The organism is Nonomuraea muscovyensis, assembly GCF_014207745.1.
GTDB lineage: Bacteria > Actinomycetota > Actinomycetes > Streptosporangiales > Streptosporangiaceae > Nonomuraea > Nonomuraea muscovyensis.
The window spans coordinates 2,882,676-2,896,242 of record NZ_JACHJB010000002.1 but is presented as its reverse complement, the minus strand read 5'-3'; the positions used below and the strand labels follow the sequence as shown (position 1 = coordinate 2,896,242).

The 13,567-nt window shown below is 71.5% G+C and carries 11 protein-coding genes; 7 read left to right on the top strand and 4 right to left on the bottom strand.

Annotation, left to right across the window (positions count from 1 at the left end):
• The first annotated feature begins 47 nt into the window (after nucleotides 1-47).
• Both FHU36_RS30060 and FHU36_RS30055 read left to right on the top strand, forming a co-directional pair.
• Complete coding sequence (locus tag FHU36_RS30060; protein ID WP_185087124.1) at nucleotides 48-1,397, top strand: FAD-binding oxidoreductase; 1,350 nt, start codon at nucleotides 48-50, stop codon at nucleotides 1,395-1,397.
• 4 nt (nucleotides 1,398-1,401) lie between these two features.
• Nucleotides 1,402-2,658, top strand: coding sequence for an SAM-dependent methyltransferase (locus tag FHU36_RS30055; RefSeq protein ID WP_185087123.1), 1,257 nt, complete (start codon nucleotides 1,402-1,404; stop codon nucleotides 2,656-2,658).
• 82 nt (nucleotides 2,659-2,740) lie between these two features.
• Here the strand turns inward: FHU36_RS30055 and FHU36_RS30050 are convergent, their stop codons facing one another.
• Entirely contained in the window at nucleotides 2,741-3,187 is a 447-nt protein-coding gene (locus FHU36_RS30050) for a MarR family winged helix-turn-helix transcriptional regulator (RefSeq protein WP_185087122.1), read from the bottom strand.
• Nucleotides 3,188-3,281: 94 nt separating this feature from the next.
• Between FHU36_RS30050 and FHU36_RS30045 the strand changes: the two genes are divergently transcribed.
• A complete protein-coding gene (locus FHU36_RS30045) occupies nucleotides 3,282-3,755 on the top strand; it encodes an SgcJ/EcaC family oxidoreductase (protein WP_221496623.1) in 474 nt (157 codons plus the stop codon).
• Here the strand turns inward: FHU36_RS30045 and FHU36_RS30040 are convergent.
• The gene (locus tag FHU36_RS30040) at nucleotides 3,736-5,271 is read right to left on the bottom strand and encodes a long-chain-fatty-acid--CoA ligase (RefSeq protein WP_185087121.1); all 1,536 of its coding nucleotides are present in this window, start codon (nucleotides 5,269-5,271) and stop codon (nucleotides 3,736-3,738) included. The two genes, FHU36_RS30045 and FHU36_RS30040, sit on opposite strands and share 20 nt — an antisense overlap.
• Before the next feature lie 146 nt (nucleotides 5,272-5,417).
• Between FHU36_RS30040 and FHU36_RS30035 the strand changes: the two genes are divergently transcribed.
• The 3 genes from FHU36_RS30035 to FHU36_RS30025 are packed head-to-tail and all read left to right on the top strand — an operon-like array spanning nucleotide 5,418 to nucleotide 9,149.
• A complete protein-coding gene (locus FHU36_RS30035; RefSeq protein ID WP_185087120.1) occupies nucleotides 5,418-6,980 on the top strand; it encodes a GMC family oxidoreductase in 1,563 nt (520 codons plus the stop codon).
• Nucleotides 6,981-7,013: 33 nt separating this feature from the next.
• On the top strand, nucleotides 7,014-8,267 hold the full coding sequence (locus FHU36_RS30030) for a cytochrome P450 (RefSeq protein WP_185087119.1): 1,254 nt from the start codon (nucleotides 7,014-7,016) through the stop codon (nucleotides 8,265-8,267).
• Nucleotides 8,268-8,309: 42 nt separating this feature from the next.
• Complete coding sequence (locus tag FHU36_RS30025; RefSeq protein ID WP_185087118.1) at nucleotides 8,310-9,149, top strand: alpha/beta fold hydrolase; 840 nt, start codon at nucleotides 8,310-8,312, stop codon at nucleotides 9,147-9,149.
• On the opposite strand, the gene FHU36_RS30020 is transcribed toward FHU36_RS30025, so the two are convergent.
• Complete coding sequence (locus FHU36_RS30020) at nucleotides 9,109-10,350, bottom strand: methyltransferase domain-containing protein (RefSeq protein ID WP_185087117.1); 1,242 nt, start codon at nucleotides 10,348-10,350, stop codon at nucleotides 9,109-9,111. The two genes, FHU36_RS30025 and FHU36_RS30020, sit on opposite strands and share 41 nt — an antisense overlap.
• 289 nt (nucleotides 10,351-10,639) lie before the next feature.
• Here FHU36_RS30020 and FHU36_RS30015 point away from each other — a divergent pair, with 289 nt between their 5' ends.
• Nucleotides 10,640-11,881 carry a cytochrome P450 gene (locus tag FHU36_RS30015; protein ID WP_185087116.1) on the top strand — a complete coding sequence of 414 codons (1,242 nt, stop codon included), beginning with the start codon at nucleotides 10,640-10,642 and terminating at the stop codon, nucleotides 11,879-11,881.
• 4 nt (nucleotides 11,882-11,885) lie between these two features.
• Here the strand turns inward: FHU36_RS30015 and FHU36_RS30010 are convergent, their stop codons facing one another.
• Nucleotides 11,886-13,439, bottom strand: coding sequence for a hypothetical protein (locus FHU36_RS30010; RefSeq protein ID WP_185087115.1), 1,554 nt, complete (start codon nucleotides 13,437-13,439; stop codon nucleotides 11,886-11,888).
• Nucleotides 13,440-13,567 lie beyond the last annotated feature (128 nt).

The window sequence follows — 13,567 nt, the reverse complement described above, 5'->3', positions numbered from 1 at the left end:
CGGACGATCTCTACCAGCTCAAGGGGGTGCTTGAGGTGACGACGACGATGTCGACACACCGACGGGCAGTAGAGCAGATCCGCCAGTCCTACGCGGAGATCCCCGGCGGCGCCCCGCCCAGGCTCGCCAAGGCCACGTCCAACCTCTTCAGGTTCCGTGACCCGGGCCGCACCGCCAAGCTCTCGGCCAGAGACCTCGACGAGGTCATCAGCGTCGACCCGGTGACGATGACGGCCGAGGTCCAGGGCATGACGACCTACGAGCACCTCGTCGACGCCACGCTGCCGCACGGCCTCATGCCGTACGTGGTGCCCCAGCTCAAGACCATCACCCTGGGCGGGGCCGTCACGGGCCTCGGCATCGAGTCCACCAGCTTCAGGGACGGCCTGCCGCACGAGTCGGTCGAGGAGCTCGAGATCCTCACCGGCGACGGGCGCGTCGTCGTGGCCCGCGACGACAACGAGCACCGCGACCTGTTCCGCGCCTTCCCCAACTCCTACGGCACGCTCGGCTACGCCCTGCGCATCAAGATCAGGCTCAGGCCGGTCCAGCCGTACGTCAGGCTCACCCACATCCCGTTCACCGACGCCGGCAAGTGCATGCTGGCCATGCAGGAGATCTGCGAGCGGATGGAGCACGACGGGGAGCGCGTCGACTTCGTCGACGGCGTGTTCTTCGGCCCGCAGGAGATGTATGTCACGGTCGGCCGCTTCGCCGAGCGCGCCCCCTACGTCTCCGACTACACGGGCATGCGGATCTACTACCAGTCGATCAGGCGGCGCCAGCGCGACTGGCTGACGATCCGCGACTACCTGTGGCGCTGGGACACCGACTGGTTCTGGTGCTCGCGCGCCTTCGGCGTGCAGCAGCCCGTGGTGCGCTCGCTCATGCCGCGCCGCTGGATGCGCTCCGACGTCTACCGCAGGCTGGTGGCGCTGGACCGCAGGTTCGGGGTGACGGCGCGGTTCGACCGGTGGGCCGACCGGCCGGTGCAGGAGTCGGTCATCCAGGACGTCGAGACGCCGGTCGAGCGGGGGGCCGAGTTCCTCGAGTTCTTCCACGACAAGGTCGGGATGACACCGGTGTGGATGTGCCCGCTGCGGTCCTCCTCCACCTGGCCGCTCTACCCGCTGGAGCAGGGCAAGCTGTACGTCAACTTCGGCTTCTGGGGCATGGTGCCGCTGCCGCGCGGGCAGTTCGACGGCTACTACAACCGGCTCATCGAGAACACCGTGCACGAGCTCGACGGGCACAAGTCGCTCTACTCCACCTCGTTCTACGCCCGCGAGCAGTTCTGGCACCTCTACAACGGTGACGCCTATTGGCCGGTCAAGCGGGAATACGACCCGGACGGGCGCCTGCTGGACCTGTACGACAAGTGTGTGCGGGGAAGGTGAGCAGATGCTGGCATCCATCTTCGAGAAGATCGTCGGCCCCGAGGCGAACATCGCCTTCCAGGCCTACGACGGCAGCAAGGCGGGGCCCGACGGGGCGGACGTCACCCTGGAGGTGAAGTCCCCCATCGCGGTGGCCTACCTGGCCCAGGCCCCGGGCGAGCTCGGCCTCGCCCGGGCGTACGTGGCAGGGCACATGGACGTCCACGGCGACATGTACACCCTGCTGGACCGCATGTGGAACATCACCACCAACGACCTGACGACGGCCGGGAAGCTCGCCGCGGTCCGGTCGCTCGGTCTCAAGCCGCTGCTCATGCGGGTGCCGCCGCCCCCTCAGGAGGTGCGGCGCAGCGCGCTGGCCCGGCTCGGCTCGCGCCACGCCAAGCAGCGTGACGCCGAGGCCATCCACCATCACTACGACGTCTCCAACCGCTTCTACGAGTGGGTGCTCGGCCCGTCCATGGCCTACACCTGCGCGGTCTACCCCTCCGAGGGGGCGACGCTGGAGGAGGCGCAGTACGCCAAGTTCGACCTGGTGGCGCGCAAGCTCGGCCTCAAGCCCGGCATGCGCCTGCTCGACGTCGGCTGCGGCTGGGGCGCCATGGCCATGCACGCGGCCCGCCACTACGGCGTCAAGGTCCTCGGCGTGACCCTCAGCCGGCAGCAGGCCGAGTGGGCGCAGCGGGCCATCGCCGAGGCCGGGCTGCAGGACCTGGCGGAGGTCCGCCACATGGACTACCGCGACGTGACCGAGACCGGCTTCGACGCGGTCAGCTCCATCGGCCTGACCGAGCACATCGGCAAGGACAACCTGGCGTCCTACTTCTCGTTCCTCTACGGCAAGCTCAAGCCGGGCGGGCGGCTGCTCAACCACTGCATCACCCGGCCGACCGGCACCGAGAAGACCTTCAACAAGGGCGGCTTCATCAACCGCTACGTCTTCCCCGACGGCGAGCTGGAGTCGGTCGGCCATCTGATCAGGCAGATGGAGGACACCGGCTTCGAGATCCACCACCAGGAGAACCTGCGCCAGCACTACGCCCGGACACTGCGCCACTGGTGCGACAACCTCGACGCCAACTGGACCGAGGCCGTCCAGGAGGTCGGCATGGGCACCGCCCGGGTGTGGGCCCTCTACATGGCCGGCTGCATCGTCGGCTTCGAGCGCAACAAGGTGCAGCTCCACCAGGTGCTCGGCGTCAGGCTCGACGACGCCGGCCAGGCCGGCGTCCCCCTCCGCCCCGCCCGCGACTGGCCCTGATCCCGCGCACGGCTCCGGCGGCGACCGCCCGCCGGAGCCGCGGTGACGGCCGTGGCCGGCCGCCCGGCTCGGCGGATGAGCGTCAGCCCCGCCGGGCGCTGATCAGCTCGTCGGTGGCCTCGCGGTAGGCCGTGGCGGCCCGGCCGAAGTAGTCGAACAGCGTGGCCAGCTCATCCTCCGAGTAGCTCCCCAGCACCTCGCCGATCCGCCGCCTGGTGCCGGCCAGCACCTCGTCCAGGCCCTCCGGCTGCCCGGTGGTCTCCACGATCACCTTGCGGCGGTCGACGGGGTCGGGCACCCGGCGAACGTGCCCGCCCTTCTCCAGCCGGTCGATGAGCCGGGTGGTCGCCCCCGTGGTCAGCCCTGTGCGTACGGCCAGCTCGCCGGAGGTCAGCGGGCCGGACAGGTCGAGCAGGTTGAGCGCGTAGTAGTCGGTGGCGTTGAGCCCCGCGGCCTCGGCGGTGGCCAGGCTGTTGAGCACCATCGCGCTCAGGTACCGGCGGAAGACCTCGGTCGGCGGCGTTGACATCCGGAATTCCTCTTCTCTAATCTAATATCTGCAAGCGTGCAGATAAATCCTCGGTGCAGATACTGTTCTGAGGAAGCTATCAGAGGAGTTGCTCATGGCCATGACCCAGCCCGCAGAGAAGGCCGTCCGCGAGCTGTTCGCCGACCTGCGCGACGCCTGGGACCGCGGCGACGGCGACGCCTACGGTGCCTGCTTCACCGAGGACGCCACCTACACGACCTTCGTCGGCACCGTCTACCACGGCCGGGCCGACATCGCCGCCGGGCACCAGGCGCTGTTCGGCGCGTTCCTCAAGGGCACCCGCATGTACGAGCAGATCGACGAGATCCGCTTCCTCGGCCCCGACGCGGCCGTCGTGGTGGGCAGGGGAGAGGTGGCCAAGAAGCGGCCCCGCGAGCTGGGCAAGGTGCAGACCTACACGCTCGTCCGCGAGGCCGACGGCCGCTGGCGCATCGCCGCCTTCCACAACACCAAGCGCAGGAGCCTGATGGAGGCCGTCTCCTTCCGGCTCCTGCCCGCCAGCAGGCCCCTGGGCGCCGCCCCCGGCGCTAGCGCAGCTCGCGCTTGAGGATCTTGCCGGTGGCGGTCATCGGCAGCGCGTCGCGGAACTCCACGATCCGCGGATACTTGTAGGCCGCCATGTTCTCCCGGCACCAGGCGATCAGCTCCTCCTCGGTGATCGCCGAGCCGGGGGTGCGGATGACGTAGGCCTTGACCTCCTCGCCGTGGGAGTCGTGCGGCACGCCCACGACGGCGGCGAGGGAGACGGCCTCGTGCGTCATCAGCACCTCCTCCAACTCCCGCGGGTAGACGTTGAAGCCACCACGGATGATCATGTCCTTGGCCCGGTCGATGATCGCGTAGTAGCCGTCGGCGTCGCGGGTCGCGATGTCGCCGGTGCGGAACCAGCCGTCGTGCATGACCTCCGCTGTGGCCTCGGGCCGGTTGTAGTAGCCCTTCATGATGTTGTGGCCGCGGATCGCGATCTCGCCCGGCCCCTCGCCCTCGACCGTCTTCCAGTCGCCGTCGATCAGCTTCATCTCCACGCCCCAGATGGGCGTGCCGATCGTGCCGGGCTTGGTGGGCCGGCCCGGCTGGTTGAAGCTGGCCACCGGCGAGGTCTCCGACAGGCCGTACCCCTCCAGGATGCCGATGCCGAAGGTGCGCTCGAAGTCCCTGAGCACCTCCACCGGCGAGGACGCGCCGCCGGCCACCGCCACTTTCAGCGTGTCCGGCACCTCGGCGCCCTCGGCGTGGATCTTCGTCAGCAGGCCCCAGTACATGGTCGGCACCCCGGCGAAGAACGTGACGCCCTCCCGGCGCATCAGCGCGAGGGCGTCACCGGGCTCGAAGCGCGGCATCAGCACGACGGCGGCGCCCCGGCGGAAGCCGGTGTTCATGATGACCGTCTGCCCGAAGGAGTGGAACAGCGGCAGCACTGCCATGAACACGTCGCCGTCGGCTGCCGACGGGAACATCTCATCGCAGACCACGACGTTCATCAGCATGTTCTGGTGGCTCAGCTCGGCGCCCTTCGGCTGTCCGGTGGTGCCGGAGGTGTAGAGGATCACCGCGGTGTCGTCGCCCGAGGTCTGCACCGTCTCGAACTCCGCCGGCATCCCGCCGAGCGCCGCCCAGATCGACTCGCCGTGCACCGACTCGGTGGCCAGCGGCGTGGCCGGCAGCACGAAGAAGTGCTCGCAGCCCTCGGCCGCCTCGAAGCCCGCCCGGCCCCGCTCGCCCAGCGGCAGCTCCGGCGTGCCCTCGAAGCAGAACAGCGCCTTGGCCTCGCAGTCGTCGAGGTGGTAGGCGATCTCCCGGCTCTGCAGCAGCACGTTCAGCGGGACGACCGTCGCCCCGGCCTTGAGGATGCCGTAGTAGACGAAGGGGAAGTACGGCAGGTTGGGGCAGGCCAGCGCGACCTTGTCGCCCTTGCCGATGCCGCGCGAGACGAGCAGGTTGGCCACCTGGGACGCCACCGTGTCGATCATGGAATACGGCAGTCGCATGTCGCCGAAGACCACGGCCGTGCCGTCGGGGTTGTTGCGGGCGCTGTCCTCCAGGACGACAGACAGGTTGAGCATGGACGCCTTCCTCCCTCTTCGCGGCTTGCGCGCTATCCTCGCAGCGCACCCTACCGGCCAGTAGGTGACGAGGGCCACACACGGTTATGGACGAGCCTGTCCGCCTGGAGTAAGCAGGTACCACGTCGCTCATCCCTGGAGGAGTCATGGAGTACGACTACGTGATCGTCGGCGCGGGGTCGGCCGGCTGCGTGCTGGCCAACCGGTTGTCGGCCGATCCGGGGGTGTCGGTGGCGCTGGTCGAGGCGGGCGGTCGCGACGACAAGCTGGAGATCCGCATGCCCGCGGGGTTCGCCAAGCTGTTCAAGACCGCCTACGACTGGAACTACACCACGGCCAAGCAGCCCGAGATGTCCGGCCGGGAGCTCTACTGGCCGAGGGGCAGGGTGATCGGCGGCTCGTCGTCCATCAACGCCCAGATGTGGGTGCGCGGCCACCGGCTCGACTACGACCAGTGGGCGGTGCCCGGCTGGTCGTACGAGGAGGTCCTGCCGTACTTCAAGCGGGCCGAGCGCCGGGCCGGCAGCAACCGCGGCGGCGTGTACGGCGAGGCCGGCCCGCTGTACGTCTCCGAGCTGCGCAGCCCCAACATCACCACGGCCGCCTTCCTGCGTGCCTGCGCCGAGCTGGGACTGCACCGCCTGGACGAGCTCAACGGCCCCTCCAACGAGGGCTACAGCCCGACGCCCGTCAACCAGAACCGCGGCCGCAGGTGGAGCGCCGCCGACGCCTACCTGCGTCCCGCGCTCAAGCGGTCCAACCTCACGGTGATCACCGGCGCGACCGTGGACCGCGTGGTCTTCGACGGCACGCGCGCCACCGGCATCGAACACAGCGGGGGCGCCCAGATCAGGGCCAGGCGCGAGGTGATCCTGGCGGCGGGCGCCATCGGCTCGCCCCACCTGCTCATGCGCTCGGGCGTGGGCGCGGCCGACGAGCTGCGCGACGCCGGCGTCGCGCTCGTGCGCGACCTGCCCGAGGTCGGCAAGAACCTCCAGGATCACCTCTCCTCGGGGGTGTTCGTCCAGTGCCGGCAGCCGGTGACGCTGACCAAGGCCGAGTCGATCGGCAACCTGCTGCGCTACATCGTGCTGCGCTCCGGCATGCTCACCACGAACGTGGGCGAGGCGGTCGCGTTCGTGCGGACCTCGCCGCGGGAGCCCGCCCCCGACATCGAGCTGATCTTCGCGCCCGGGCCGTTCATCGACCACGGGCTCACGCCGCCGACCGGCCACGGCCTGACCGTCGGCGTGATCCTGCTGCAGCCGGAGAGCCGCGGCAGGGTCGGGCTCAACGGGCGCGACGTGGTGATCGACCCGGCCTACCTGTCGCGGGAGGCCGACGTCCGGCGGCTGGTCGCCGGCCTGAAGACGGCCAGGCAGATCTTCGCCACCGCCGCCATGAAGCCGTACGCGGGCGGGCCGATGCCGCCCTACCAGGGGCAGGAGAGCGACGACGAGCTGGCCCAGTGGGTGCGCGAGCGCGGCGAGACCCTCTACCACCCGGTCGGCACCTGCCGCATGGGCACGGACGAGGAGTCGGTGGTGGACCCCGAGCTGCGGGTGCGCGGTGTCGAGGGGCTGCGGGTCGTCGACGTCTCCATCATGCCGACGCCGAATCGCGGGCACACCCACGCACCTGCCATCATGATCGGGGAGAAGGGGGCGGACCTGATCCTGGCCCCCGGCGGGGGGCGTGAGCGCCCTTGACGCAACTGAATCACTCGCACAAGGCTGGTACGCATGACGCTCTACGCCGACCTGGAGATGTCGCAGCTCGACTTCTGGGGGCTGCCGCAAGCCGCGCGGATGGAGGCCTTCCGGAGGCTGAGGCGGCTCGACCGGCCGGTGTTCATGCCGGAGCAGACCGTGCCGTTCATCAAGGCCGGCCCCGGCTACTACGCGCTCGTCCGGCACGCCGACGTGCTGGAGGCCAGCCGCGACGCCGAGGTCTTCAGCAGTGAGCCGTGCGCCAACAGCATCCCCGACATGCCGCGCTGGCTCGCCGTCTACTTCGGCTCCATGATCAATATGGACGACCCGAAGCACGCCAGGCTGCGCCGGATCGTCTCACGGGCGTTCACCCCGCGCGTCCTGGCCAAGATGGAGAGCGACCTGGCCGCGGCCGCCGCCGAGATCGTGGACCGGGCCATCGAGGAGGGGCCGCAGGACTTCGTCACGCAGGTCGCCGCCAGGCTCCCGGTGCGCGTCATCTGCGACATGATGGGCATCCCGCCCGACCAGCACGACTACGTGCTGCGCCGGACCAACGTGATCCTCGGCAACGTCGACCCCGAGTACAGTGGCATCGGCGTCGAGATGGGCCGCCTCAACACGGCCCGCGGCCTGATCAGGCTGTTGCGCGCCGGCCGCCAGCTCAGCCGCCTGGCCATGCGGCTGGGCAAGGAGCGCCGCCAGCGGCCGACGGGTGACCTGGTCAGCCTGCTGGTCAACGGCGAGGAACGGCTCACGTCCCAGGAGCTCGGCTCGTTCTTCATCCTGCTCGTGGTGGCGGGCAGCGAGACGACCCGCAACGCCATCTCCCACGGGCTCAAGCTCTTCACCGACCATCCCGCCCAGCGCCGCCTGCTGCTGGACAACTTCGAGGGGCTCATCGGCAAGGCCTGCGACGAGATCATCCGCTATTCCACACCGGTGATCCAGTTCCGCCGCACGGTCACGCGCGACCACGAGATGAACGGCATGACCTACCGCAAGGGCGACAAGGTGCTGCTGTTCTACAACTCGGCCAACCGCGACGAGTCCGTCTTCACCGACCCCGACGTCTTCGACATCACCCGCGACCCCAACCCGCACGTCGGCTTCGGCGCCCCCGGCCCGCACCACTGCCTGGGCGCCCACCTGGCCCGCAGGGAGATGATCGTGATGTTCCGCGAGCTGTACAGGCGGTTGCCGGACATCAAGACCGTGGGCGAGCCCGACTACCTGCTGTCCAACTTCATCAACGGGATCAAACACCTGCGCTACACGTACTGATCCCCCATGCCCGGCCAGGTCCGGGTGCTAGGTTACGCAGCCATGGAGATCAGGACTATCCACGCCAATGGTGTGGAGTTCGCGTATCTGGCCGTAGGGGAGGGGCCGCTGGCCCTGTGCCTGCACGGCTTCCCCGACACGGCGCACACCTGGCGCCATCTGATGCCCGAACTGGCCGCGCGTGGCTACCGCGCCGTCGCGCCGTTCACCCGCGGGTACGCGCCGACCGAGATCCCCGCCGACGGAGCCTACGAGGGCGCCGCCCTGGTGTCGGACGTGCTCGCCCTGCACGAGGAGCTCGGCGGCGACGAGGACGCGGTCGTCGTCGGCCACGACTGGGGAGCCTTCCCCGTGTACGCCACGGCCGGGCGCTTCCGGCGGGCGGTGGCCATGGCCGTGCCGCCCGCCGGCGCCCTGCTGCCCGGGCTGCTGGAGTACGAGCAGCTCAAGCGGTCGTTCTACGTGTTCCTGTTCCAGACGTCCCTGGCCGAGATGGCCGCGTCGGCGCCGGGCTTCCTGGAGAGCCTGTGGCGTGACTGGTCGCCCGGCTACGACGCCCACCAGGATGTCGACTTCGTCCGGCGCAGCATCGGCCGGCCCGCCAACCTGGCGGCGGCCATCGGCTACTACCGCGCCATGCTCGGCACCACGCCGCCGTCCGGCCGCTACCCGGAGGTGGCTCCCGGGCCCACCGGACCGGTCCTCTACCTGCACGGCGAGCGGGACGGCTGCCTCGCGCCCGGTGTGGCCGCGGCCGTGCTCGACCACCTGCCCGAGGGGTCCCGCGCCGAGCAGGTGGCCGGCGCGGGACACTTCCTGCACCTCGAACGGCCCGAGGAGGTCAACCGGCTGGTGCTCGACTGGCTCGGCCCGGCCTCCTGACCCGCCGGCCGAGCACCGCGATCACCGGCCGCCGCCCGGACAGGCTCACCTCCAGCGCCTCCTCCACCCGGAACCCGCGCCACTCGTGCGGCGACCCGTGGAGCAGGGCCACGACCATGCCGTCCGCCGCCAGCACCCGGCTCACCTCCCGCCGCAGCAGGTCGCCGTCCGCCGCGAGCCGGCCCGCCGGGGGCACCTGCCGCCCCCAGGGCGGGTTCACCAGCACCCGGTCGGCCACGCCATCGGGCACCGGCAGCCGCCCGGCGTCCGCCCGCACCCACCGGAACCCCCCGCCGCCGGGCGGGGCGGCGAGGGGTTCGGGGGCGCGGAGCGCTCCGGGGGAGTGCCCGGCGAGCGGGCCGGTGCGGGCGCGGGCCGCGTTGGCGGCGGCCGCGCGCAGCGCGGCGGGGTCGAGGTCCACGCCCAGCAGCCGCGCGTGCGGCGCGAACGCGTACGCCTCGACGAGCGTCGTCCCGGCCCCGCAGCACGGGTCGAGCACGGTGACCGGCTCCCCCCGGCGGAGCGCGGCGGCGTCCGGTGGCACGGCGTGTCCGGCCGTCCCGACGTGGCGGGGTGGGGCGGGGTCCGGGGGGAGGGCGAGCCGGGCCATGGCGGCGGCCAGCGGCGGGTGCAGCGTCCCGCGTATCGACCCCAGCTTGTACGGCCTGCGGTGCAGCGGCCGGCCTGCGGCGCGTACGGCGATCACCGCCAGGTCGTCCTCGATCGTGACTCGCCACGCCATCGCCCCCTCCGGGGGCACCCGGCCGCCGCGGCGCGCGTGGTAGCGCAGCCCGAGCGGCCCGGCCAGCGCCTCGCCGACCGTGTCCTCGATGTCGAAGCGGGTGTAGGGGCGCCGTCCCACGAACGTGGCCGACACCTCGAACCCGGCCCCGGGACCGCCGCCGGCGTCGCCGGGACCGGCGGCCCCACCCACGACCCGCCGGAGCCTCACCAGCTCCTCGACGTCGATGTCACGGGCCGCCGCGGCCAGGCGCCGCAGGCAGGCCCGCTCGGGCCCGATCCCGTCCACGACGGCCGCCGCCAGCAGCACGTCGTCGGCAGTCCGCAAGCGCAGCAGCTCCGGCCCCGGCGCGGTCACCTCGAACCACACCTCGCGGTGGCGCACCCGCCGCACCTCACCGCCCCACGACAAGATCTCGGCGGCCACCAGGGGCTCGATGCCATGCACGGCCCTGGCCACGGCAAACGTATACGCGGTGGGCCGCCTCCAGCGGCGCACCGCAGGTAGCGGAATCCGCACCTACGTGTCCTTCTCCCACGTCGCGACCCGGGACGGCGGCCGGCCGTCCCGCATCGCCGGCGGTGGGTCGTCCTCGGCCCGCCGGCGGGTCGCTAACGCAGGAAGAAGAACGTCATGGCCGCACCCTAGCGATCGGCCCGGCGCGGACGCCAGCGATTTTCGCGTCGCGTACGTACGGCGTACGTCATAGCCATTGACGCGGAAGGGTGCTTCTCCGAATGATGGCCTCATGAGCGCCGTCGACTTCGATCTGTCCGAGAGCGACTTCTGGGCCAGGCCCATGGCCGAGCGGGAGGAGGCGTTCGACCGGCTGCGCGCCCTGGAGACGCCGGCCTTCTTCGAGGAGATGGAGGTCTCCTTCGCCCCCAAGGGGCCCGGCTACTACGCGCTGGTCAAGCACGCCGACATCGTCGAGGCCAGCCGCAACCCCGAGGTCTTCTGCTCGGGCGACGGCGGGGCGACGAACATCCCCGACATGCCCGCGGAGTTCGCCGAGTACTTCGGCTCCATGATCAACATGGACGACCCACGCCACGCCCGCCTGCGCCGGATCGTCTCGCGGGCCTTCACCCCCAAGATGGTCAGGCAGTTCGAGGCCGACGTGGAGACGGCAGCCGCGAAGATCGTGGACGACCTGCTCGCCAAGGGCCCCGGCGTCGACTTCGTCACCGACGTCGCGGCCCGGCTGCCCCTGAAGATCATCTGCGACATGATGGGCATCCCGGAGCGCGACTACACGTTCGTCTTCGACCGCTCCAACATCATCCTCGGCGGCTTCGACCCCGAGTACACCGGCGGCGACATGACCACCGTCGCCGAGCGCCTGCTCACCGCCGGCATGGAGCTCCAGCAGCTCGTGCAGGACCTGGCCGCCTACCGCGCCGAGCACCCGACCGGCGACCTGACCTCCTCGCTGGTCAACGCCAACATCGACGGCGAGCGGCTCACCATGCAGGAGCTCGGCTCGTTCTTCATCCTGCTCGTGGTCGCGGGCAACGAGACGACCCGCAACGCCATCTCCTACGGGCTGCGCCTGCTCACCCGGAACCCCGACCAGCGCGCGCTGTGGCTGCAGGACATCGACGGCCGGGCGCCCCGCGCGGTGGAGGAGATCGTCCGGCTCGCCTCACCGGTCAACTTCATGCGTCGCAAGGTCACCCGCGACTTCGAGATGAACGGCCACCTGTACCCCGAGGGCCACAAGGTCGTGCTGTTCTACTGGGCGGCCAACCGGGACCCCGAGGTGTTCGACGACCCCTACCGGTTCGACATCACCCGCGACCCCAACCCCCACGTCGGCTTCGGCGGGCCGGGACCGCACTTCTGCCTGGGCGCCCACCTGGCCCGCCGCGAGATCACGCTGATGTTCCGCGAGCTGCTGCGGCGCGTCCCGCAGATCGAGGGCGGCCGGCCCGACCGCCTGCACAGCAGCTTCATCAACGGCATCAAGCACATGGAGTGCGTGTTCTAGCCGCCTACGGGTTCGCCGTCACCTTGAGCTGCCGGACGACCGTGTTGACGTCCGGCAGCAGCTCCTTCGCCGTGGCCGGGATCGACATGTAGACGATCGCCGGGACGTCGTTGCCGGTGTTGACGGCGGCCGTGACGATGGTCGCCCGCTGCGTGGCCGAGGTCAGCGAGTAGGCGATGAGCTGGCCGGAGGCCGAGCCGACCTTCAGCGGCTGCTGGGCGATCTTGCGGACCTTGTTGTCCTCCGGGAAGAACTTCTTGCGCGCGTTCACCACGACCGCCTTGATCACCGGCTCCAGGTCGGTCTTGGAGGTGTGGAACGAGGCCATCCGCTCCGGCAGCGGACCCGTCATGACCTGGGCGTAGACGCCGGGGCCCGTCTGGACGTACTGGCGGGTGTCGAAGCCGTACGTGCCCTGCACGGTCGGGCGCTGGTCGAGTTGCCAGGTGCCGCCCAGGCGCGGCACGGTGACCCCGGCCTCGGCGTCCTGCACCACGCCGATGACCGGCGCGGCCTTGCCGCGGTACCTCGGCAGCGGCGGGATCGAGGTGGCGCGTCTGGTGGCGCTCACGCTGGGGGAGGGCTTGCCCGTGGGCGTGGCGGCGGTGGCCTTGGGGTCCTCGCCGGCCAGCGGGCCCGCCAGGAAGGCCCAGCCGAGCGCCGCCACCAGCGCGATCGCCACGGACCCCGCGAGCGCGTAGATCCAGATGGGCCGGCCCTGCTCCTCGTCGAGCTGCTCGGCCTCGCCCATGGCCTCGTAGTTGTCGCCGAAGACCGTGTTCCAGAGCTCCTGCTGGCGCTCGGGCGGCGGGGTGCGCGAGCCGCTGATCTGCCCGGCCGTCACGAACGGGCGGTCGGGGTCGGACGGGTCGCGGCTCAGGTTCGCGCCCGGCCGGGCGTGGTCGCCGGGGAACTGGCCGTCCCCGGGCGGGGCGGAACCGGGGTCGCCGGCCACGTGCTCGTCGCCGGGGTGCGCCCGGCCGCGGGGCACGGCGCGGTCGTCCAGCGGCGTGCCGTCGTAGCGGCCCCGCGGCGTCGCCTCCGGACCGTAGGGGTCCTGCTGGGCGGCGTTCGGGCCGTACTGGCCCTGCGGGGCGGCTCCCGGGTGGTAGGGGTCCTGCTGGGCGGCGTTCGGGCCGTACTGGCCCGGCGAGGCGCCGTTGGGGCCTGCGCCGTACTGACCTTGCGGCGAGCCCTCGGGGCCTGCGCCGTACTGGGGGGCCCGGCCCTCGGGGCCCTGGCCGGACGCGCCCGGAGGCGTGGGGCGGCCGGCCGGCCCGTGGGCGGCCGTGCGGTCCATCGGGTCGCCGCGGTCCGCGGGGGCGGCGGCCGGGCCGGGCTGCGCGTCGGCGCCCGGCCAGGGAGCGGGCGAGCTGAGGTTGGACCACGCGCCCGCCGACGGCCTGGCCTCCTGCCAGGCCGGCACGGGAGCCGGCTGCGCGGTGGACGGGTCGTCGCCCGGGCCCGCCCAGGAGGGGTGCGACGCCGGCGGGCCGGACGACTGCGCCGGTGACTGGCCCGTGGACTGGCCCGAGGACTGGGCCGAGGAGGACGCCACCGTGACGTCCGGCCAGGACGGCTGCGAGGGGGACTCGGGCCACGACGTGGGAACGTCCTGGCGACCACTCTCGGGCCAGGACGTGGGAACCTCGCGCCGGGGGGCCTCCCGCGGAGGCACCTCGGGCC